Source organism: Maricaulis sp. W15, from assembly GCF_001924955.1.
GTDB classification, from domain to species: Bacteria; Pseudomonadota; Alphaproteobacteria; order Caulobacterales; family Maricaulaceae; genus Maricaulis; species Maricaulis maris.
The window spans coordinates 86,889-107,629 of the sequence record NZ_LQXG01000022.1 but is presented as its reverse complement, the minus strand read 5'-3'; the positions used below and the strand labels follow the sequence as shown (position 1 = coordinate 107,629).

The 20,741-nt window shown below is 63.7% G+C and carries 14 protein-coding genes; 4 read left to right on the top strand and 10 right to left on the bottom strand.

Annotated features, from left to right (window positions below; translation table 11 throughout):
• Nucleotides 1-189 precede the first annotated feature (189 nt).
• The 3 genes from AWH62_RS16310 to AWH62_RS16300 form a co-directional block, all read right to left on the bottom strand.
• The gene (locus AWH62_RS16310; protein WP_075191550.1) at nt 190-1,656 is read right to left on the bottom strand and encodes an AMP nucleosidase; all 1,467 of its coding nucleotides are present in this window, start codon (nt 1,654-1,656) and stop codon (nt 190-192) included.
• A gap of 172 nt (nt 1,657-1,828) precedes the next feature.
• Nucleotides 1,829-5,728, bottom strand: coding sequence for an autotransporter domain-containing protein (locus AWH62_RS16305; RefSeq protein WP_143743113.1), 3,900 nt, complete (start codon nt 5,726-5,728; stop codon nt 1,829-1,831).
• Between the two features lie 314 nt (nt 5,729-6,042).
• Nucleotides 6,043-7,407, bottom strand: a complete 1,365-nt coding sequence (locus tag AWH62_RS16300; protein ID WP_158025655.1) for a HAMP domain-containing sensor histidine kinase — start codon at nt 7,405-7,407, stop codon at nt 6,043-6,045.
• Nucleotides 7,408-7,464: 57 nt separating this feature from the next.
• On the opposite strand from AWH62_RS16300, the gene AWH62_RS16925 reads away from it, so the two are divergent.
• Together AWH62_RS16925 and AWH62_RS16290 are read left to right on the top strand one after the other, a co-directional pair.
• Entirely contained in the window at nt 7,465-8,112 is a 648-nt protein-coding gene (locus tag AWH62_RS16925) for a response regulator transcription factor (RefSeq protein ID WP_075191547.1), read from the top strand.
• Between the two features lie 126 nt (nt 8,113-8,238).
• A complete protein-coding gene (locus AWH62_RS16290; RefSeq protein WP_075191546.1) occupies nt 8,239-10,812 on the top strand; it encodes a bifunctional aspartate kinase/diaminopimelate decarboxylase in 2,574 nt (857 codons plus the stop codon).
• Here the strand turns inward: AWH62_RS16290 and AWH62_RS16285 are convergent.
• Both AWH62_RS16285 and AWH62_RS16280 read right to left on the bottom strand, forming a co-directional pair.
• Nucleotides 10,809-11,522 (bottom strand): hypothetical protein, encoded by a 714-nt coding sequence (locus AWH62_RS16285; protein ID WP_075191545.1) that lies wholly within the window; start codon nt 11,520-11,522, stop codon nt 10,809-10,811. The genes AWH62_RS16290 and AWH62_RS16285 overlap by 4 nt on opposite strands.
• Entirely contained in the window at nt 11,519-12,208 is a 690-nt protein-coding gene (locus AWH62_RS16280) for a DUF2306 domain-containing protein (protein ID WP_075191544.1), read from the bottom strand. Before AWH62_RS16280 ends, AWH62_RS16285 begins: the two co-directional genes overlap by 4 nt.
• Nucleotides 12,209-12,360: 152 nt before the next feature.
• Between AWH62_RS16280 and AWH62_RS16275 the strand changes: the two genes are divergently transcribed.
• Nucleotides 12,361-13,563 carry a helix-turn-helix transcriptional regulator gene (locus tag AWH62_RS16275; protein WP_075191543.1) on the top strand — a complete coding sequence of 401 codons (1,203 nt, stop codon included), beginning with the start codon at nt 12,361-12,363 and terminating at the stop codon, nt 13,561-13,563.
• Nucleotides 13,564-13,595: 32 nt separating this feature from the next.
• On the opposite strand, the gene AWH62_RS16270 is transcribed toward AWH62_RS16275, so the two are convergent.
• Nucleotides 13,596-14,048 carry a DUF4396 domain-containing protein gene (locus tag AWH62_RS16270; protein ID WP_075191607.1) on the bottom strand — a complete coding sequence of 151 codons (453 nt, stop codon included), beginning with the start codon at nt 14,046-14,048 and terminating at the stop codon, nt 13,596-13,598.
• Nucleotides 14,049-14,119: 71 nt separating this feature from the next.
• On the opposite strand from AWH62_RS16270, the gene cueR reads away from it, so the two are divergent.
• Nucleotides 14,120-14,509 carry a Cu(I)-responsive transcriptional regulator gene (cueR, locus tag AWH62_RS16265; RefSeq protein ID WP_075191542.1) on the top strand — a complete coding sequence of 130 codons (390 nt, stop codon included), beginning with the start codon at nt 14,120-14,122 and terminating at the stop codon, nt 14,507-14,509.
• 395 nt (nt 14,510-14,904) lie between these two features.
• On the opposite strand, the gene AWH62_RS16260 is transcribed toward cueR, so the two are convergent.
• The 4 genes from AWH62_RS16260 to AWH62_RS16245 form a co-directional block, all read right to left on the bottom strand.
• On the bottom strand, nt 14,905-15,939 hold the full coding sequence (locus AWH62_RS16260) for a ribonucleotide-diphosphate reductase subunit beta (RefSeq protein WP_075191541.1): 1,035 nt from the start codon (nt 15,937-15,939) through the stop codon (nt 14,905-14,907).
• A gap of 197 nt (nt 15,940-16,136) precedes the next feature.
• On the bottom strand, nt 16,137-17,594 hold the full coding sequence (locus AWH62_RS16255; protein WP_158025654.1) for an amidohydrolase family protein: 1,458 nt from the start codon (nt 17,592-17,594) through the stop codon (nt 16,137-16,139).
• A gap of 80 nt (nt 17,595-17,674) precedes the next feature.
• Nucleotides 17,675-18,505 (bottom strand): lipid A-modifier LpxR family protein, encoded by an 831-nt coding sequence (locus AWH62_RS16250; protein WP_075191539.1) that lies wholly within the window; start codon nt 18,503-18,505, stop codon nt 17,675-17,677.
• 221 nt (nt 18,506-18,726) lie between these two features.
• Complete coding sequence (locus tag AWH62_RS16245; protein WP_075191538.1) at nt 18,727-20,628, bottom strand: ribonucleoside-diphosphate reductase subunit alpha; 1,902 nt, start codon at nt 20,626-20,628, stop codon at nt 18,727-18,729.
• Nucleotides 20,629-20,741: the final 113 nt, after the last annotated feature.

Genomic DNA, 20,741 nt, shown 5'->3' with positions numbered 1-20,741 from the left:
CGGCCGGTCGGGCGCCCCCGTTTTGTATGCGGTGGGGCGGCGCGATTATTGGAAGATGTGGGTTCGGTGTGTTGGCCAAAGCCCGGGTCGCCTGAGTCCGCACTTCCAACGAGGCGCCGACAACTGTCCCACCCGCGTCAAAGCCGCTGCCATACAAATCCGGTGTCGCCCCTACGGGTCAGGCCGGACTCACCTGAATGGTGGCTCGTCGAAGCTTCTCAGCTTGCGCGAGTGCAGGGCGGCGCCCTCATCGCGTTTCAGGATTTCCACCGTCTCGATCCCGGCGGCCAGGTGTTCGGACACCGAGCGCTGGTAGAAGAGATTGGCCGCGCCGGGCAGTTTCAGTTCGCCGTGCAGCGGTTTGTCCGAGACGCAGAGCAGGGTGCCATAGGGCACCCGCAAGCGCAGGCCATTGGCGGCGATGGTAGCGGATTCCATGTCGACGGCGATGGCGCGGGACTGGTTGATACGCCGGGCCTGGGCGGCATAGCGCAGCTCCCAATTGCGGTCGGCATAGGTGGCGACCGTGCCGGTGCGCAGACGTGATTTCAGGGTTTCGCCGCTATCGCCGGAGACCGAGGCAACGCCCTGTTCCAGCGCGATCTGGATTTCCGCGATCGGCGGGATCGGGACTTCCAGCGGCAGGTCCTCGTCCAGCACCGCATCATAGCGCAGATAGGCGTGGGCCAGCACATAGTCGCCGAGCCGCTGCGAGTGGCGCAGTCCGCCGCAATGGCCGATCATCAGCCAGCATTGCGGACGCAGCACGGCGAGATGGTCGGTGATCGTCTTCGCGTTTGACGGGCCGACCCCGATATTGACCAGGGTGATGCCGCGACCGCCCGGAGCGATCAGGTGGTAGGCCGGCATCTGGAAGCGGCGCCAGGGTGCGCCCTCGACCACGGCATGGGCGTTCGGCGTCGAGGCATCGACGCGCACATTGCCCGCTGCCGAAAAGGCCTCGTAGTGATTGTCTTCCTTCAGCTGGCGGATCGCCCAGGCCGTGAAGGCGTCGACATAGCGATGATAGTTGGTGAAGAGGATGAATTGCTGCGTGTCCTCATAGGGCGTGCCGGTGTAGTGGCGCAGCCGCTGCAGCGAATAATCGACCCGCGGCGCCTCGAACAGGGAGAGCGGTTTCACCGCCTCCTGTTGCATCACCTTCAGCCCGTTGGGCAGATCGTCATTGACCTTCGACAGGTCGGCATAGGGGAAATGACGCACCAGCTCGGCCGGCGTCGCCGCGTTCATGTCGAGGTCTTCGGCGCCGTCGAGCACGTAGGAGAAGGGAATTTCAGTCGCCGACGGCCCGGTCTCGATGGTGATCTCATACTGGTCGGCCAGCAGGGTGAGCTGTTCGATCAGATAATCGGCGAACAGGGTCGGGTGGGTGATCGTGGAGGCGTAAAGCCCGGTATCGGTGAATTTGCCGAAAGCGCGGCTGATCGGCGGCGGCGGGCCGTCCGGCTCATAGGTCACGCGCAGTTCGGGATAAACAAAGGCCCCCGACTGGCGTTCTTCGGGAGATGGCGGCGGTCCGCCATCAAGGAAGCTCTTCAACGCGGTCTGGAGGCGTTCAACGGACATTTGGTAGAGCGCTTCGAGCTGCTCTACCGCTTCAGCGGGTGTCTTTGCGACCTTATAGTCTTTTTTCATCGCCGCTCTCATGCCCGATTTTTCCGTCCGGATAAAGGGCAAACCAGCTATGCACGCGTCACGATGTGTGCGCCGGGCCGGCAGCGCTCGATATATTCCCTCCGCGTCCGGAGCAGTTGAACCGCGGACCCGGTCGCACCGCGAAAGCGCGCCCGGGTCCGCAGCTCCCCCCTTAGAACCGCCGGGACACGCCGACCCGGCCGCCGACCCCATCGGCGCCATCGACCCCGGTGGCCCAGCGCCCGGTTACATCCCCGAACACCTGCCAATTGCCGACCGCTCCGGTCAGTCGCAACCCGGCCTCTGCCCCCATGCCGGCGAGCCGTGTGCGGTCGCTATAGCCGGTGGCCAGCGTCGTGGCGCCTGAGTCACGGCGGTTAAGGTCGGCGATGGCCGTCGCTTCCAACTGCCAGTTCTCGGACAGGGATTGGCTGAGAACCGCGCCGGCCCGGACATGCAGGCTGTTCACGGCGCCCGGCGTGATCTCTCTACCCGACGACGCGTCGGTGAAGCTGTCGATCTGGGCATCGGTCCACACCACCTGCATCAAGGGTTGCAGGCTTGCAGTGCCGGAAATGTCGAACCGTGTGCCGACCTCGACACTCGCGCCGAGTCCCTGGCTGTCGAGCTTCACACTGTCGAGTTCGAGGCTTCTGTCGGTCCCCCAGGCAACCAGGTCCAGATACCGGCCGCTCGAATTCGACGTCCAGCCCAGCGCAAAGCCGAGCGCGTTGGTATCAACATCGAGCTGTTCCGGTGCCAAGCCGGATTGGACCAGATCGGTGCTGCTTTGTGCCGTGTGGAACATCAGCGTGCCGGTCAGCTGGCCGTTCTCGAGCGTGGTGTTCACCAGATCGGCACCCAGCAGGATGGCGGTCTGTTCGGTGTCATAGACGACCCCACGGGCATCGCCCTCAAAGGCATCGAAGCGAACCTCGCCCCACAGTGCGGCATCACCGGCCATCCGCGAGCTGCCACGGCGCGCGGCGCGGCCCTGCAGCAGGCTGGAGTCGAGCGCGTCGATGACGGCGGGAAGCGCAATCGCGCCCGCCGCATCCGGCGTGTAGCCCAGTGAAACCAGGCTGACCGAGGTGGTCCCGCCTGCCGCTGCGGCATGGGATTTGTCCTGGCTGGCGCTGGCACCCGAGATATCGATATCGAACACTTCCCCGCCCCAGGCGAAGGCGCCATCGGCCAGCGTGATGTCGCCATGGGCGCCAGTCACTTCGACCAGGGCTCCCTCGAAACTGCCGCCGCTGGCGGCATAGGGCGACAGGTAAAGCACGATATCGCCGGTCATCATGCCGTCGATGCGGACCTGGTCCGCCGCCAGCAGGCTGCCATTGCCGATGCCCAGATCAATGCCGATATCGAGGTCGCCGTCGACATCGCCGGTCAGGATGGCAACATCATCGCCGCCTTGGTCGAGCAGTGAGATGGTCAGGCCATCCGGCGCGAAGATGTCGCCGATGAGCTGCCCGGTGCTGGCACCATCATCAAAGAAGAGGAGGCCGGAGCGACGGTCGAAGTCAAAGACTTCCAGATCACCGCGCAGGGTGATGCCATTGCCGAGACGCAAGCTCGCATCGCTCAGACTGATTGTCGCAAGCGACCATTCGACCGGTGTTTCGGAGGCAATCACCAGGTCGGCATTCTCCGCAACATTCAACTCTTCAAACGAATTGAACTGGCTTGGGTCGATCACCCCTTCCCAGCCACTGAATTGCACCATGTCGTGGCCGTCGCCGCCCAATGTGGTTCCGAGGCCCGAAATATCGGCACCGGCAAAGATCAGAAACTCATCGTCACCACGTCCGAACCACACATCACCGGCAATCGAGCCGGAAATGCTGAGGCGGTCCTCGCCCGGATTGTAGAGGTCGCCATCGGGACCCGACACCAGCTGGTCCGCCGAGTAGAAGGCATAGCCATTGGTCGATTCAAGGTGACCGTCCGCGCCGATCGAGACGTCCGAGGATCCGGCATCGATGTAGATGCCATGACCAAAATGCTCCAGGCCGGGGAGGCCGTGGTCGATCGCGCCCGATGCGCGAACATTGCCGAACACATTGATCTCGACATGGCCTGCCCCGCCGCCATCCGGATTCGTCGGGTTGGACCGGGAAATGCCCCCGATGGCGGTCGCATTGGTGCCGGTCACGGTCACATCGCCGAGCGTTGTGATATCGACCTCGGCTCCTGAACTGCCCGCACCGACAATGCCGAAGGAATAGTCACCTTCAACGGTGACATCATTGGCCAGGATATCGACCCGACCGGTGTGGCTGGTACCAAGGATACCAGTGCTCCAATTGCCGCGGGTTGTTACCGTTTCCGTGACCCGGATCGTGACCGAGCCATTGCCGGTTTGCGCAGCGACACCACGGCCATGGTCACCAAGCGCGGTAATATTGGCCGCCCGCACGCTGACATGCGCATCGTCAGAGGTCACCAGGACGGCATCTGCATAGCGCCCGGCGACACTGGCGGTCTCGACATCAACATTGATGTAGCGCGGGTCCAACCCGGTCGGGTCCTCCCAAATATTGCGAATTTCGACGCCGGTTGAGTACGCTCCCAGGGTACTGATTTCATTGGCAGAGACACTGACATCAACGTCGCTGAAAATAATGATGCCGTTGGCATCGTCGCCCGCCGTCACGATGCTACCGCTCGAGGTCAGGTCAACGGCGCGCGCGCCGACAAACATCTGGATGCCATCAGACCCTTCCCCTTCAGTCGTGACCGTCGTGGCCGAAACCTCCAGGCTGCCGACACCTGACGGGTCGAATACGCGAAGGCCGGCCGCTTCCTCGCCGGACGTCGAGATGCTGTCGGCCTGGATGCCGATGGAGCTGGCGCCGAACTCAGCCCCCTCCGCAGCGGCACCAATGTTGAGACTGATGCCGATGGCCTGGTCGCCCGCTGTCGAAATCAGACCGGCCTCGACGGCGATCTGCTCATGGCGGGCGGCGCCTTCAGCGGACGGCATGTCGGCCGCATCAATCTGGAGATCGATGCCGGTCGAGCCGAAGCCCTGGGTCTCCACACCCTGCGCAATCAGACCAATCCTGCCGCCATCCGATTCAACAAGGATGCCGGTCGACGAATCGCCGACCGTTGAAACGGCGCCAAAAGCGGCAAACAGATTCGAATTTTGCATGTTCAGATGGACTGCATCGGAGTCGAAGCCCGTGGTGACGACCTGCTCCACCAACATTTCCGAATAGCCGTCGATCGCTTCCACATTGAGGCCGGCGACATGTTCGCCTGCGGCCATGATCGACCCGCCTTCGATCAGGACGACCCGGCCGCCGGCCGTCACGCCGGAGGAGAACAGGCCCTCGACAGTGACTTCGCTGAAGCCGAGGCGGACTGTGTCACCGAAGACGCTGACGGCGGTCGAATTCTGGCCGGTTGTCGAAACCAGCCCCTGCAGCCCGACACTGACATCGCCCCCGCCCACGACCGAAACGGCGCCGGCAAAGTCCCCTTCCGTGCTGACATTGTCTGCCATCACGACGGCATCACCGCTGACGGCCTCCGCGACAATGGCGGCCGATCCGTTGCCGGTGGTCGAAACATCGCCGGTCTCCAACGTGATATCGCCATTGCAGGCCACAAGGTCGACCGCGCCGGCGGCGACACCTAGTGTGCTCACCCCACCGGCAAGGTCTGCGGAGATATCGCCTTCGCACGAGGTGGCGATCACGCCCGATGCCTGGTAGCCCTGTGTCGAGACCAGGCCGCCAACCGCGATATTGACGTCACCGAAGCCGAGCACTGAAATTCCGGTCGAGCGCTCGCCCTCGGTCGACACGTCGCCCGACACGGCGATGTCGACCGTGCCGTCCGGGGTTTGTGCGTCCACCCCGGGGGCATCATCGCCGGTCGTGGTCACGCTATCGACGTCGATCACGATATCGCCCGAGGCGGTATTGGCGTCGATCGCGGCTATTCCGGTCCCGACGTAATCACTGCCCTGGATGGTAATGTCCTGGGCAAAAGCCGGGCAGGCGAGTGCGGCAATCAGAGCCGTGCTGGCCAGAAATTGGCGACGGAAACATGTCATGGTCAGATATCCCTCATTGGCGTTGTCCGGCTGATCAGCGCGAGCGTCACCGTTCGGACAGGTCACATGACCTGGCCGCTCCAGTGAGGCATCATCACCTCGATCAGATTCCGGAATTCGAATGTGTCAGCGTCTGCCTGTCAGGCGTTCGAGCATTTGGTTCCACCTCCACAGCCATTCGCCGCGACGTCGTCGCATCAAGCATCGAATGACCGGCCAGCCCGCGACCCCCGCGAACCGCCCCTCAGATCACCCGTACAAGCTGGCATGCGCGTCGCAGGCGGGGAATACGGTGATTAACGTAGGCTGGTCGTTTAATTGTCCGGGCAAACCAGGCGCGCCATGACGCCATGCCCCGCTGTCGACCGGATATCGAGTTCCAGACCGCCCAGTTCGGCCAAGCGGAACATGATTGTGCTTCCCAAGCCGGAGCGGGTGATGTCACGACCGCTCGTCGCGGGCTCGCTCGTTTGATCATCCACCCGGAACCCGCTGCCATCGTCCGCGACACACAAGGCCCAACCGTTCGTCGTACGGCGCACGCCGAGGACGACACGCGTGCCACCGGAATGGGTCAGGGCATTGGCGACCAGATTGTTCATCACATGCTCCAGGACCGCCCGGTCGGCGATGAGATGGCGCCGGGTCGGCACAACACGGATCGAAACGCCATGATGCGAGGCGAGGCTGGCGAAAGACGTGGCGAGACCGGTCAGGAGCGCGTTGACGTCGATCTCGTCCCGGCTGGCCTTCTGGTCGTGCAGGTCCAGTTGTGACAATTCCAGGATCGAGGCGATCAGGCCGGAGATATGCCGCAGGGTGAAACGCTGGCGGGCGATCATGGTCATGACCCGGTCCCACTTGCCTTCAGCGGCGAGTTCCTCGATCGCCGAGGCATTCAGATCCAGCGCATAGATGGGCTGGCGGATGTCATGCCCGGCGGCCGACAGCAGAAAGGAGGAAAAGCCGAGCGCCCGCTCGGCCGCGGCGCGCGCCTCATTATACTTCCAGGTCAGGTAATAGCGGCGGCGGGCGCTGATCGAGAAGGCGATGCTCAACACCACGGCAAACACGCAACCGGCAAGCAGCACAATGGTTGGCCCGACGACCGGATAGGGCACCACGTCAGCCCAATAGATGACATTGGCGACATAACTGCCCGCATAGGCTGTCGAGGCGATCGCAACGCCGCGGAGCTGGGATGACAAAGCCACGCCGAGGCCTAGCATCTGGACCGACATCCAAAAGCTGTTGAACACCAGCATTTGCTCCAGCTCATAAGCGTTCGCCAGCGTATGGGGGTAGAGCGAAGACACCGTCACGCCGGTCGCCGTGGACATCATCAGCCAGATCAGGACCACGCGCCGCGGCCAGCGGTCACCATTTTGCGGTCGCGCCACCAGGAGCCAACCCCCCATGGCAAAGCCGAACAGCGCCGTCGCGATCCGCGAACCAAAAACCGGCAACAGGTAGGAAGTGTCGGTCAGATACATCAGATCGATCGTCCCTGCAGCCAGCCAGGCGATCGAGAAACCGATCAGGGTCAATCCGCTCTGGAACCGTTCATTCGGCCATGAAAAAACTAGATAATCCGCCTCGACGCCGCTATCGTCAAAACGGGCATCATGCCATCGGATTTTGAGCGTATCCTGGCCCTTCAGGTCGTCGTCGATCTTCATCAATTTCCTGTTCCCGGTGCCGCGAAACAGTCGCCAGTAGTAGAGCCAATCGACCATATGCCAAGCGATCAATCGACAATTGCCGACACGTCGCCCATCAGCCTTGTGGTTATCGACGACCATGCCCTGGTCCGCGACGCGATCGCCACCGTGGTCGAAATGAGTGATCATTTGACGCTCGATGGTGAAGCAGCCGATGGCCGCAGCGGGCTTGATCTGATCGAGCAACGCCAACCTGATATAGCCCTGGTCGACTTCTCCCTGCCCGACATGACCGGGGTCGATGTGATTGCGCAGGCCCGGGCCAAGAACAGCCGGACACGCTTCCTGATCCTGACCGGGTCGCCGCTCGATTCGCGCGAACGGCGACAGCTCGCCGGCATCGCGGATGGCTTTCATCACAAGGAAAACGGCCGCACCGCCCTGCTTGCGGCCATCAAGCAGACCTTGGCCAGTCCGCGTCCGCCGGAGCCCCCGAATACGGATGAGGCAAATGAGGCCTTGCTCAAAGCCGGCCTGCTGACGGACCGTGAACGCGATGTCGTGCGGGAGATCGCTCGCGGACGCAGCGTCGAACTCATCAGCGAACGGCTGGGCATCACCACAGCGACCGTCCGCAAGCATCGCGAAAACATCATGCACAAGCTCGGCGTCACTTCCTCGACCCAGCTGGTGCGCACGGCGATGCAGATCGGCCAGTACTGAACTGCCCATCGCCGCCGGCCAGACTGTCAAAACTCGTATCCAGCCACATTCAGACGTTGGCTATCGACGCCTGAACGGATATGCACGCCGGTTGCCCGGCAAGGGCCGCGATACGGAGAGTTCAACATGGAACATGCGCAAAATTGGGTCGTCCTGAAATTTGGCGGCACCAGCGTTAAATCGCTGGCCGATTGGCGTGTGATTTCCAAACGGATCGAAGCGGTGAGGGCGGACGGCAAACGCGTCTTCGTCGTCCATTCCGCCATCGCCACCATCTCCAACCTGCTCGACACGCTGGTCGCCAAGGCGGTCGACGGTGAGGGCGAGGACGAGCTGGCCGCGATCAAGGCGCGCCACCTGGAGCTCGCCGCCGAACTCGGCGTCAATGGCGAGGCCCTGCTGGCAGAGCATTTCGACGCGCTCACCCGGCTGCGCGCCGGCCTCGCCCTGACGGGCGACGCCTCACCGCGCCTCAAGGCGCGCATCATGGCGCAGGGCGAGCTGATGGCGACCCGGCTTGGCCAGGCCTGGCTGGCAAAGGAGGGCGCGGACTCGATCTGGCTCGATGCCCGCGACCATCTTGCTGCCCTGGCGGCCTCCGGTGCGCGCGGTTATCTCGCCGTCGACTGCCAGCATGACCGGGACGAAACCCTGTCACGCCTGTGTGCCGACCTGCCACCGGTCATCATCACGCAAGGCTTCATCGCCCGGCGCGAGGATGGCGACACGGCGCTTTTGGGCCGCGGCGGATCGGACACCTCGGCCAGTTATTTCGCGGCCAAGCTGGGCGCCGAGCGGATCGAGATCTGGACTGATGTGCCCGGCTTCTTCTCGGCCGATCCGCGCCTGACCGGCGCCGCGCGCCAGATACGTTCCCTCGCTTATGCCGAAGCCCAGGAACTGGCCTCGATGGGCGCCGGCGTGTTGCATCCGCGCGCCATCTCACCGGTCCGCAAGGCCGGGATCGAGATGCAGGTCTTGTGCACCCACCGCCCGGACATGTCCGGCACCACGATCTCGGTCAATCCGTCCGAGGACGCGCCGCGCCTGAAAGCGGTATCGGTCAAGCAGGGCGTGCGCCTGATCACGCTGGAAACCGACGGCATGTGGCGCGCGTCCGGCTTTCTCTCGCGCGCCTTCGAGCCCTTCGCCCGCCATGGCGTCTCGATCGACCTGGTGTCGACCTCGGAAACCTCCGTCACCGTCTCGCTGGATGATGATCCGGGCCTGACCCCGGATGTGCTCGGCGCGCTGGAGGACGACCTCGCCGAAATCGCCCGCGTCGAGATCATCGAGAATTGCGCCGCCGTCAGCCTCGTCGGTCGCGGCGTGCGCGCCCTGCTGGCCCAGTTCGGCCCGGCCATGGAGGCCTTCGCCCATTATCCGGTACGCCTCGTCTCGCAGGCGGCCAACGATCTCAATCTCACCGTTGTTGTCGATGGCGATCAGGGCAAGCCGCTCTGTCGCCGCCTGCATGACCAGCTGATCCAGCCCAAGCCGATGGACAAGACCTTCGGCCCGTCCTGGCGTGAGATCGGCGAGAACCTGACCGACACCGCTCCCGCCGGAACCGGCACCTGGTGGCGGGCCAAGCGGCAGGCCCTGCTCGATCTCTGCCCGATCGATGGCGCGCTCTATGTCTATGACCTCGAGACCGTGAAAACCCGCGCCTCGGCGGTTGCCGGCCTGAAAGGCCTCGATCGCGGCTGGTATGCGATGAAGGCCAATGGCCATCCCGACATGATCCGGACCGCGGTTGCGGCCGGGCTGGGCGTGGAATGCGTCTCGATCAACGAAGTCCAGGCCGCCCGCAAGGCGGTGCCCGACCTGCCCGTCGACCGCATTCTGTTTACGCCCAATTTCGCGCCGAAAGCGGAATACGCCGAGGCGTTGGAAATGGGTATCCATCTCACCCTTGACGGACTGCACCCGCTGCGGGTCTGGCCGGAGATTTTCAACGGCCGCAAGATCACGCTGCGGATCAATCCGCAACGCCCGGAAGGCCATCACAAACATGTCCGCACGGCCGGGCCGGAAGCCAAATTCGGCCTGCATGCCGACGAGTTGGCCGAGGCCAAGACGCTGGCCTCCAAGGCCGGTGCCATCATCAACGGTCTGCACGTGCATTCCGGCTCGGGCATTTCCGATCCCGATCACTGGCGCCGTGTCGGCCTCTTCCTGGTGGAGACCGCCCGTGACATGCCCGATGTCGAGATTCTCGATCTCGGCGGCGGTCTCTCGGTCGATGAAGCCTCCGGTGTCCGCCGGATCGACATGGACGCGCTCGACCAGGTCCTCACCGACCTCAAGACGGCGCATCCGAAATACCAGCTCTGGATCGAGCCGGGCCGCTATATCTCGGCCGAGTCTGGCGTGCTGCTGGCCCGCGTGACCCAGCTCAAACAGACGCCGGATGCGCGCTTTGTCGGCATCAATACCGGCATGAACTCCCTCATCCGCCCGGCCCTCTACGGTGCCCGCCACGAGATCGTGAACCTCACACGCCTCGACGAAGCGGCCGCTTACGTCGCCGACATTGTCGGCCCGATCTGCGAAACCGCCGACCGATTGGGCGCCCAGCGCCTGATGCCGGAAACCGAGGAAGGCGATGTCATCCTGATCGCCAATGGCGGGGCTTATGGGCGGGTCATGGCGTCGAGCTATAATATGCGCGAACCGGCGGGTGAGGCTGTGATCTAGCCGCCCGCCTCTCCTCGTCCCTGCGTTTTCATCCCGGATGGAAACGCAGGGCGGCGGCCGAGGCGCATGCGCAAACTCGCAAACAGTGTCAGGCCGATAACCGTCAGCACTGGAGCCGACAATGCCAGCGGCGTGCGCAGGACGGGCGGCAGTACGGAATTATTGCCGAAAAAGAAGATGAAGCTGGCGATGAAGAGGGCAAAGCCCATGCGCCAGATATGCCGGGTCAGGCGCTGACGGTCATTCGCAGGTCCGCGCCGCAGGGCCAGGACATCAATGCCGGCAATCCAGAACCCCACGCCGCCAAGGCTGTAGAAAGCCACGGGTGGCAAGTCGTTCAATGTGCCCGAGGGCAGGTTGGCGACCACCAGGCCAGAGCCGACCGCCACGATGGCGACGAGGGAGATCAGGCCGGCGGCGGCCCGCTCGGCCCACCCGGTGATCCGGGCGGCGGCCATCCAGCCAGTTGTCACGGCATGCCCGGCCAAGAGGGCGAGGAAGGCGGTGAAAAGGATTGAGCGCGACAGGCTCATATACAGGCCGCTGGCACAAAGCAGCAGCATGGAGACCACAAACACCCGCCCGGCCAAGCGATGTGTCAGACCGCCCTTGCGGACAAGAAAGGGCGTGCCACCGGCGAGGAGGCAGATCACACCGACCAGGAAATGGAGCTGTCCGACAAGCGGCAGGCTGCTGATGGTGCTGATCATGACGCAGCTCCCGGATGACGGCGTGACCGCTTGAACAGGGTCCGGGCGAGGAAGCCGAGGATCAGCAAGGCCGTCAGCCCCTCGGGCAGGGACAGCAATCCGCTCTCTCGCAACGCCTCGGGGAAGATGCGGGCACCTGGTCCGGTGAAGAAGGATCCGACCGCGATGAAATAGGCCAGGCCCATGCGCCAGAGATGGCGGGCGATGCGGTGACGCGGGGAGACGGGGCCGCGGACCAGCAGGGTCAAATCGGCGACCGCGCCCATCGCCGTCATCATGGCCAGCATCAGATAGTCCTCGGCGGCAAAACCGAGCAGGCGACCGGTCTCTGTCTGCAGAGCCAGAACGGCCAGCGTCGCCAATCCGGCCAGTCCGACGAGGATGGCGGCCAGGGCCGTCCACTCGAAAGCGCCAGGTCGATGGGTCCGCCAGCGCGCCGTGCGCCATCCGGTCAGAACGAGATAGGCGGCCAGCAGACCGGCGAAGGCGGTGATCAACAGGCGGTCGGGTTCCAGAAGGCCAATCACCGCGCCCGACAGGGCCGTTGCCAGCATCGAGACCAGGAAGAGCGATCCGGCAGCCCGGTGGATGGACTTGCCCTTGGGGGCCAGGAAAGCCGCTCCGCCAGCGGCGACACAGAGCGTGCCGGTGAGGACATGAAAGAGTGTGAGCAATTCGGGCGTCATGCTGGATTCCTGATTTGGCCTGTGTCAGAGAGCGAGGCTCGCAACATGTCTGTTTGCGAATATTCCCGCGCCTCGCCCTGCAGGCGCGGACACCGGACATGTCCGGGCCAGCCGGTCCGGACAGGCAAACTCCAGCAAGGCGCATTGCCCGAATGAGCCCATCCGCCCCTCTCGACCTCCTGCCAATTGCCCTGGCTTCGGCGGCAAGCGGACAGGCCCTGCTCTGCATTCTTGTTGTGGTGAGCAGCCCGGCCGCAGCGCTGCCGCGACGTTGGCTGGCCGGGCTTTTCACCATGCTCGCCATCCTCGCCTCCGGCCCGGTCGTGGCGGCGATCCTGCCGGGCGGCCAAGCGCTGATGGCCGGTCTTCTGCTGGTCGCACTCTACGCGCTGCCGCCGCTGTTCTGGGGCTATGTGACGGCCCTGACGCGGCTGGGCCCGGACGCGCCTCAACCGCTTTCGATCTGGCATTGGGCCGGGCCGGGACTGGCCCTGGCCTGTGCCGGGCTGATCTGGACGCTGCCCGCGGGAAGCGTCGAGTTCATCCTGGAGACCGGAGAACTGCCGGGCGGGACCCACGCCGCGGCCGCTGTCCTGTGCGTCTTCATCCTGGTGCTGGCCTGGAATCTGGTGTCAGGCGTCTATGTCCACCGCATCCTGTCGCGCCTGAACGCCTACAGACGCGCCCTGCGCGACCATTTCTCCAATACCGAGCGCCGCGAACTGGCCTGGCTTCGCGGCATGATTGTCGCGATCGTCGGCGTCTGGCTGGCGGTCATGGCGGTGCTTGTCTGTGACAATCTGGTCGCCAGCCTGTCGCTTCCGCCGGTTGTCGGCAGCCTGCTGGTCATGCTGTTGACGGCAATGCTGGCCGCGCGTGGCCTGTCGCAATACCCGGGCCTGGCGATGATCGAGCCGCTCAACGGGGGCACGAATGTCGCCGCGCCGGATGGTGAGGCGCGGGCTGAAGACAGATCGGCCAAATACCGCAAGTCTGCTCTCGAACCGGATCACGCCGCCCGTATCGCCGCGCGCATCGAAGCCGTCATGGCGAGCGACGCGCTCTATCTCGACCCCAATCTGTCGCTGCCGAAACTGGCCAAGGCCATTGCTGTGCCTGCCAATCTGGTCTCCCAGGTTCTCAACCAGAACCTCGACACCACCTTCTTCGACTACGTCAATCGTTGGCGGATCGAGGCGTCACTGCCAAGGGTTCTCGCGGGCGATGCGACCGTCCTGACCATCGCACTGGATGTCGGCTTCAACGCCCGATCGACCTTCTATACCGCTTTCAAGGCGGTCACCGGCCAGACCCCAAGCCAGTGGCGGGCCAGCCAGACTGCTGAGCCGGGATAGGGCGGCACGGACTGTCGCGCGCCCTCAGAGCGTCAATGGCACGCCTTGTTCAGGGCGGCGAGGCGCCAGTAATTATAGGGCAAGGGTGCCAGGAAACCGGCCAGCAGCATGATTGGAATGACCCACCAGGTCAGCATCGCACCGCCGGTCAGCCAGACATCAACGCCATTCATCACCGCTTCCATGGCGATCATCGAGATGAAGGACATGCCGATGGCCGTCTTGAAGGCCGTGGCCAGCGCCATCTGCCGTGACAGGATGATTGTCTCCAGGGCGATCGAGGTCAAAAGCCCGTTGACGATGGCCAGGCTCATGACCGCCAGCATCGGCCAGCCGAAATCGAAGACCTGAAAGACGGCGATCGTGCCGAAATCGCCGATCGAACAGCCCAATAGACACCAGGCCGTATTCTGTGACGCCGTGCGCCAATGGCTGGTGTCGGACCAGAAGGCGGGGCGCGTCAGGGAAGATGCGGGGGCGGACATGTCATACTCCTTTGTCAGCAACCGTGCGGGACGCTAATGCTTCCAGTAACTGGAAGGTCAAGGAGGAATTGATGCAGATCAGCGAGGCCGCCCGGCGGGCCGGATTGCCGGTCAAGACCGTCCGCTATTATGCCGATATCGGCCTGGTCCGGCCACCGGCGCGGACCGACAGCAATTACCGTGACTATGACAGCGCCGCGCTGGCCAAGCTGGTCTTCGTCCGCCGCGCCCGCGATTTCGGCTTCTCGATCCCGGAGTGCCGGGACTTGCTCGCGCTCTATGAAGACCGCGACCGCTCGAGCGCCGATGTCCGCGCCCTGGCCGCCGCCCATCTGGCCGAGATCGAGGAAAAACAACGCCAGCTCGCCGCCCTGCGCGACGAACTCGCCCATCTGGTGAACGCCTGCCAAGGCAATGACCGCCCCGATTGCCCGATCCTGGATCGGCTGGAGGCGGAGTAGGGGCCCCCAAGACCATGCTTGCCTCCCTCCCCGTCATCCCACGGTCGCGGCATCGCCGCGATCCGGGGGACCTCAACCACTCGTCAGCAGGCGAGCTGAGGTCCCCCGGATGAGCGCTGTGCGCTCACCGTGGGATGACGCGAGTTTGGAGTGGTGGTGGAGGCGCGCGCGGCGCATTCCCCGCCCTAAACCACTTGCCGAGAGACAGCCGTATCCGGGTCTTCAGCTCAAGGGTGAAACCGCGAAGCGGCGGCTGCGCCGCCCTTGACCTGAAGACCCGGATACGGCCCGCTGGCTCGCGTGAGGTTTAAGGATGTTTGTGCGCTGGGGCGCCAGAAACAAAAAGCCCCCGGCATCTGCCGAGGGCCCTCTGATACGGTCCGGCTGGCGACGAATTACTCCGCCGGCTCTTCCGTCTTCTCCACCTTCATCTTGTCGAACATGCCCCACACGCCTTCATCGCCGTGCCAGTCGCCCTTGGTGGCGCCTTTGGAGTATTCGGTGGCTCTGGCTTCGAAGAAGTTGGCGTGCTCGACGCCGTTGAGGATTTCCGACAGCCAGGGCAGCGGGTGTTCCTTGACGCCGTAGATTTTGGGCAGGCCGAGCTGGCCGAGGCGCCAGTCGGCGATATAGCGGATATAGTTCTTGATATCGTCCGGCGTCATGCCTTCGACCTCACCGGCCTCGAAGGCCAGATCGATGAATTTGTCCTCCAGGCCGACCACGGTGCGGCAGCACTCGGTGATGTCGTCCTTGACCTCCTGGGTCAGGGCGCCGGTCTCCTCGGCGAAGGCGTGGAAGAGCTTGATCATGCCTTCGCAGTGCAGGCTCTCATCGCGGATCGACCAGGTCACGATCTGGCCCATCCCCTTCATCTTGTTGAAGCGCGGGAAATTCATCAGCATGGCGAAGGAGGCGAACAGCTGCAGGCCTTCGGTGAAGGCACCGAACATGGCCACGGTGCGCAGGATGTCGGCTTCGTTCTCGACCCCGAAACGCTGCATGTAGTCATGCTTGTCGGCCATGGCCTGGTATTCCATGAAGGCCGAGAATTCACTGTCCGGCATGCCGATCGTCTCCAGCAGGAGCGCGTAGGCGGCGATGTGGATCGTCTCCATGTTGGAGAAGGAGGCCAGCATCATCTTCACCTCGGTCGGGCGGAAGACGCGGCTGTAACGCTCCATGTAATTGTCATTCACCTCGACATCGGACTGGGTGAAGAAGCGGAAGATCTGGGTCAGCAGATTGCGCTCGCCATCATTGAGCTTGGTCGCCCAATCCTTGCAGTCCTCGCCCAGCGGCACTTCTTCCGGCATCCAGTGGACCTGCTGCTGCTTCTTCCAGAAGTCATAGGCCCAGGGATAGCGAAACGGCTTGTAGGAATGCGAGGTGGTCAGGAGGCCCGGCAAATTCTCGGTGGCGGTGGTCATGATGTCAGCTCTCCTGCTTGGCGTCAGCGACCTGGATGGCGCGCGCCCGAATCAATGCGATGAACACAACATATTGTGTTCTTGGTTTCCAAAACGTCTACAGCTTGATCAGGCTTGGCTGACCGCGACTGTGGAAACTGCCCGATTCTTGAAGCGGGGGGCAGACTTGGGCACATCACGATTTCTGTCGGTGAGACTTATTCCGCCGGTCGGACCCGCAACTCTGCCTGGCTGTGCAGCACTCCGGCCCGCATGACATGGGTCAGGCTGCGATAATGGGCGATATCCGCGCGCGGATCCTCGGCCAGGACGACCAGGTCGGCCATCAGCCCGGCCTGCAGCGTGCCGAACTCATCGGCCCCGTCCATCGCTTGCGCCCCGTTTCGGGTCGACAGGGTGATGATCGCTTCCGGATCGAGACCGGCCGCCTGCATCGCTTCCATCTCCCACAGGATGGAGGCGCCATGCACGGTCAGCGGATTTCCGCTATCGGTGGCGGTGGCGATCCGGCCGCCGGCGGCGTGCACGGCCATGAGATTGTCCTGCATGATCACCATCTCGGCACCACCCCGCTCCAGCGCCGGATAGGCCCAATTGGCATTGAGCCGGCCAGGCAGGCCCGGCGTCATGCGTTCGGGATGGTTGATGCGATCGAGCAGGGCGTCATCGACACAGCCATTGGGATCATCGACTGGTGCCGCCGCTTCGAACACCACGCTGGCCAATGCTCGCGTCCAGTTATTGCCGACAACCAGTGTCGGCGCATAAACCGCGTCACTCTCGGTCAGAAGGTCGAGGAATTCCGCATCGACCGGCTGGTCCGACACGCTGTGGACCAGCATGAAGGCACCGGCCCGCAGCGCCATCTTGGCTTCGCGCAGCGAGGTAGCGTGCACGATCATCGGCAGTCCGGCCTCGCGCGCCGCCGCGCCGGTCGCCATCAGGACGGCGTCGAGGCGCTCGCGATCTTGCTCGCGCGGCGCCAAATACCAGACCTTGACCGCATCAGCGCCAATCTCAACAAGGCGGGCGACATCCGCCTCCACATCCTCGATGCTCTGCATGTCGAGGAAGAGCGGCTGGTCGGCAGCACCCCCGGTCATGAAGGCCTGATTGCGCCCGGCATGGGTGATCAGGGGACCCGCCGCCCGGACGTGAGCGCGGTCCGAACGCGCCGTGTCGACGGATTGCTCGCCGGTCACCGTCCAGTCAGCGCCGCCCACGTCGAAGACAGCCGTAATCCCCGAACACAGCCAGGCGCGGTGCCAACGGTCCGGATTGGACCGGAGCTCGGCGACCACGTCGGAATAGGCATAGACATCCCGCACCTCGAAGGCATCCGGGCGGCCGTCCAGCCATCCGGTCTGAGCGAAATGGACATGGGCATCGACGAGTCCGGGCGTGATGTAATGGCCGGTCAGATCAATGCTCACAGCGCCCGCAGGCAGCGGACAGTCCTGCGCTGTCCCGATACAGCCGATCCGGTCGCCCTCGACCAGGATCACACCATTTTCGATGGCCGCCGCGCCCGTCCCGTCAATCAGGGTCGCTCCAATGATGGCGGATACAGGCTCGTCGCCGGACGGCTGTGCCTGGCAGGCGGCGCCCGTGAGGGCAAAAACGCAAGCGCCCGCCAGTGTCTGGATACGTGTCATGAAGCCCCCGATCATGGTGCAGATTTGCCAGACTCAGAGCCTGACATTCAGGCCGGCCCCGGTCAAAACCTGACCGCGTCCTACCAGCGCCAGTTCACCGTGACAGCGCCGAATTCCTCAGTCTCATCGAAGGAGCGGACACCGGCAACATGGCGGTATTCGCGGCGCACATAAGCCAGCGACAGATCCGCCTTGCCCATGCGCACGGCGATCCCGGCCTGGGCGTCGCCGATGACTTCGCGCTGGGTGAAATACATGGCGTTCTGGAAGTCGATCCCGGCACCGGGATCATACATCAGGGCGCGTCGGTCGGCCCCGGCGAAGACATACCAGGCGGGGCTTTCAGCCAGATTGTCCTGGCGCAGGTATTGGCCGACGCGGACTTCAGCGCCGGCGCTGGTGGCGGAACCGTCCGGACCGACACTGACCGCGGCACGCGGGGTAAAGCTGACATCAAGCTCCTGACCGGAGCCAGTGGTTTCGAAAGCGCGCTCATAGGCGACGGCAATGGTCGGCGCGCGCTCGCCGCGTGACAGGACCACCGGAGAATAGCCGTCATTGCGGGCCGAAAAGAGCTGATGGGCGCTGTCGGTGCGGACATCCTCCAGCACGGCCACCTCGATCACACCGGCTTCGCCGAGATCAATCCGGTTGCCACCCACCGGCGTCAGACCGGCCAGGGCATTGCCACCAATCGGGTCATTGCTGAGGGACAGCGCCGACAGGGCCACCCGCGCCGCATCCGGCGACAAGGGGCGGACATCGCCCTCGGCCATCATCTGTTGCTGGATCATTTGCGATGAGGATGCCCAGCCCGACGCCGCGTCACCCGGCTGCGTCAGCACCCAGCTAACGCCACCGAGCGCAATCAGCCCGGCCGTCAGTACTTCTGCGGCACGTGTCGTACCCATCACGCATCTCCCCCAAGCGCGACAAAAGCAAATCAAAGCACGCGATGCATGCTGATTCACCTGACGGGAGAAAAGGTTAACGCCGACACTCCGGCCGGTCCAATGAAAGGAATGTTGCAACGCGGCAGCGGTGCGAACCGGACACAAAAAAGGGCACCTTGCCGTGCCCTTTTTCGGCCGGTCCTACCCCCTCGGTCGGACCGGCGATCTGTGTGTCCCGCCTATTGGCAGGCGAGGCATTCCTCGTAATCGGTCGGGGCTGCCTCGGCCATGGAGACTTCGGCGTCGGCCTTCTTTTCGGAGCCGGCATAGGCGGCCCGCTGGATCGACTTCGAGCGGCAATAATAAAGCGACTTCACGCCCTTCTCCCAGGCCGACCAATGCAACATGTGGAGGTCCCACTTGTTGACGTCGCCGGGCAGGAAAATGTTCAGCGATTGCGACTGGCAGATATAGGGCGTGCGGTCGGCGGCATGCTCGATCACCCAGCGCTGGTCGATCTCGAAGGCGGTGCGGAACAGCGCCTTCTCGTGCTCGTCGAGGCAGTCGAGATGCTGGACCGAGCCTTCGTGCTCGAGAATGGACGCCCAGATACCCGGCGTGTTCATGCCCTTGGCGTCCAGCGCCGCTTCCAGTTGCGGGTTCTTGACCGTGGTCGAACCGGACAGGGTCTTGTGGGTATAGACATTGGCCGGGATCGGCTCGATGCCGGCCGAAACGCCACCGCAGATGATCGAGATCGAGGCCGTCGGGGCGATCGCCAGCTTGTGCGAGAAGCGGGCTTTCACGCCGGACGCTTCGGCATCGGGGCAGGCGCCGCGCTCTTCCGCCAGCTTCACCGAGGCGGCGTCAGCCGCCGTGCGGATGTGCTTGAACAGCTTGAGGTTCCACGATTTGGCCATGGCGCTCTCAAACGGCGCATTCATCTGCTGCAGGAAGGTGTGCATGCCCATCAGGCCAAGCCCGACCGAGCGCTCCTGGATGGCGGAATAGACGGCGCGGTCCATCTCGGCCGGCGCGCGGTCGATGAAGTCTTGCAGCACATTGTCGAGGAAGCGGTAGATGTCCTCGATGAAATCGGGCTCGTCCTTCCACTCCAGATACTTCGCCGCATTGAGCGAGGACAGGCAGCAAACAGCCGTGCGCTCCTTGCCGTTCTGGTCGAAACCGGTCGGCAGCATGATCTCGGCGCACAGGTTGGACTGGCGCACCTTGAGACCCAGCTTGCGCTGGTGGGCCGGCAGGGCGCGGTTCACCGTGTCGGAATAGATGATGTAGGGCTCGCCGGTCTGCAGGCGCAGCTCGATGATCTTCTGCCACAGCTTGCGGGCATTGACCGTCTTCACGACTTCGCCCGATTTCGGCGATTTCAGCTCGAATTCGGCATCATCCCGCACGGCTTCCATGAAGGCATCGGAGATGTTGAGGCCGTGATGCAGGTTCAGGGATTTGCGGTTGAAATCGCCGGACGGTTTGCGGATTTCGAGGAATTCCTCGATTTCCGGGTGGTGGATGTCGAGATAGACGGCGGCCGATCCGCGACGCAGCGAGCCTTGCGAGATCGCAAGGGTCAGGCTGTCCATCACGCGGATGAAAGGAATGATGCCGGAGGTCTGGCCGATTTCGCCGATCTTCTCGCCGATCGAACGGACATCACCCCAATAGGTGCCGATACCGCCGCCATTGGAGGCCAGCCAGACATTCTCGGTCCAGGTGCCGACAATATCATCGAGGCTGTCGCCGACGGAATTGAGGAAGCAGGAGATCGGCAGGCCGCGATCGGCGCCACCATTGGACAGGACCGGCGTCGCCGGCATGAACCACAGGCGCGAGATATAGTCATAGAGACGCTGGGCATGCTCGGTGTCATCGGCATAGGCCGTGGCAACACGGGCAAACATGTCCTGATAGCTCTCGCCCGGCAGGAGATAGCGGTCTTCCAGCGTCTTCTTGCCGAACTCGGTCAGGAAGGCATCACGCGACGGATCGATCCGGACGCTTTCAACCACGCGCAGATGCGAGGCATCGCCACCATGCGATTTGGGCTTGCCCCGACGGGTTGTCGAAACCGTCTGGCGGGTCGATTCCACGGTCTGTGTCGCGGCGGTATCGAGTGGCGTCATGGTAAGTTTACTCCCCAAGCCCGAGGCAAAAAATCCCTGTTGCGCCAGCCCCAATGCTGCGCACCGAACAAACCCAAAGGTCGTTAGAAAATCTGTATAGTGTGTCGCTGTCG

What these genes read in the sequence shown, in the direction of transcription:
- AWH62_RS16260 (WP_075191541.1), bottom strand. Translation starts at nt 15,939, where the DNA reads ATGACCACCGCCACCGAGAATTTGCCGGGCCTCCTGACCACCTCGCAT.
- AWH62_RS16280 (WP_075191544.1), bottom strand. Translation starts at nt 12,208, where the DNA reads ATGACGCCCGAATTGCTCACACTCTTTCATGTCCTCACCGGCACGCTC.
- AWH62_RS16305 (WP_143743113.1), bottom strand. Translation starts at nt 5,728, where the DNA reads ATGACATGTTTCCGTCGCCAATTTCTGGCCAGCACGGCTCTGATTGCC.
- AWH62_RS16270 (WP_075191607.1), bottom strand. Translation starts at nt 14,048, where the DNA reads ATGTCCGCCCCCGCATCTTCCCTGACGCGCCCCGCCTTCTGGTCCGAC.
- AWH62_RS16250 (WP_075191539.1), bottom strand. Translation starts at nt 18,505, where the DNA reads ATGGGTACGACACGTGCCGCAGAAGTACTGACGGCCGGGCTGATTGCG.
- AWH62_RS16300 (WP_158025655.1), bottom strand. Translation starts at nt 7,407, where the DNA reads ATGAAGATCGACGACGACCTGAAGGGCCAGGATACGCTCAAAATCCGA.
- AWH62_RS16245 (WP_075191538.1), bottom strand. Translation starts at nt 20,628, where the DNA reads ATGACGCCACTCGATACCGCCGCGACACAGACCGTGGAATCGACCCGC.
- AWH62_RS16290 (WP_075191546.1), top strand. Translation starts at nt 8,239, where the DNA reads ATGGAACATGCGCAAAATTGGGTCGTCCTGAAATTTGGCGGCACCAGC.
- AWH62_RS16255 (WP_158025654.1), bottom strand. Translation starts at nt 17,594, where the DNA reads ATGACACGTATCCAGACACTGGCGGGCGCTTGCGTTTTTGCCCTCACG.
- AWH62_RS16285 (WP_075191545.1), bottom strand. Translation starts at nt 11,522, where the DNA reads ATGATCAGCACCATCAGCAGCCTGCCGCTTGTCGGACAGCTCCATTTC.
- AWH62_RS16925 (WP_075191547.1), top strand. Translation starts at nt 7,465, where the DNA reads ATGCCAAGCGATCAATCGACAATTGCCGACACGTCGCCCATCAGCCTT.
- AWH62_RS16310 (WP_075191550.1), bottom strand. Translation starts at nt 1,656, where the DNA reads ATGAAAAAAGACTATAAGGTCGCAAAGACACCCGCTGAAGCGGTAGAG.
- AWH62_RS16275 (WP_075191543.1), top strand. Translation starts at nt 12,361, where the DNA reads ATGAGCCCATCCGCCCCTCTCGACCTCCTGCCAATTGCCCTGGCTTCG.
- cueR (WP_075191542.1), top strand. Translation starts at nt 14,120, where the DNA reads ATGCAGATCAGCGAGGCCGCCCGGCGGGCCGGATTGCCGGTCAAGACC.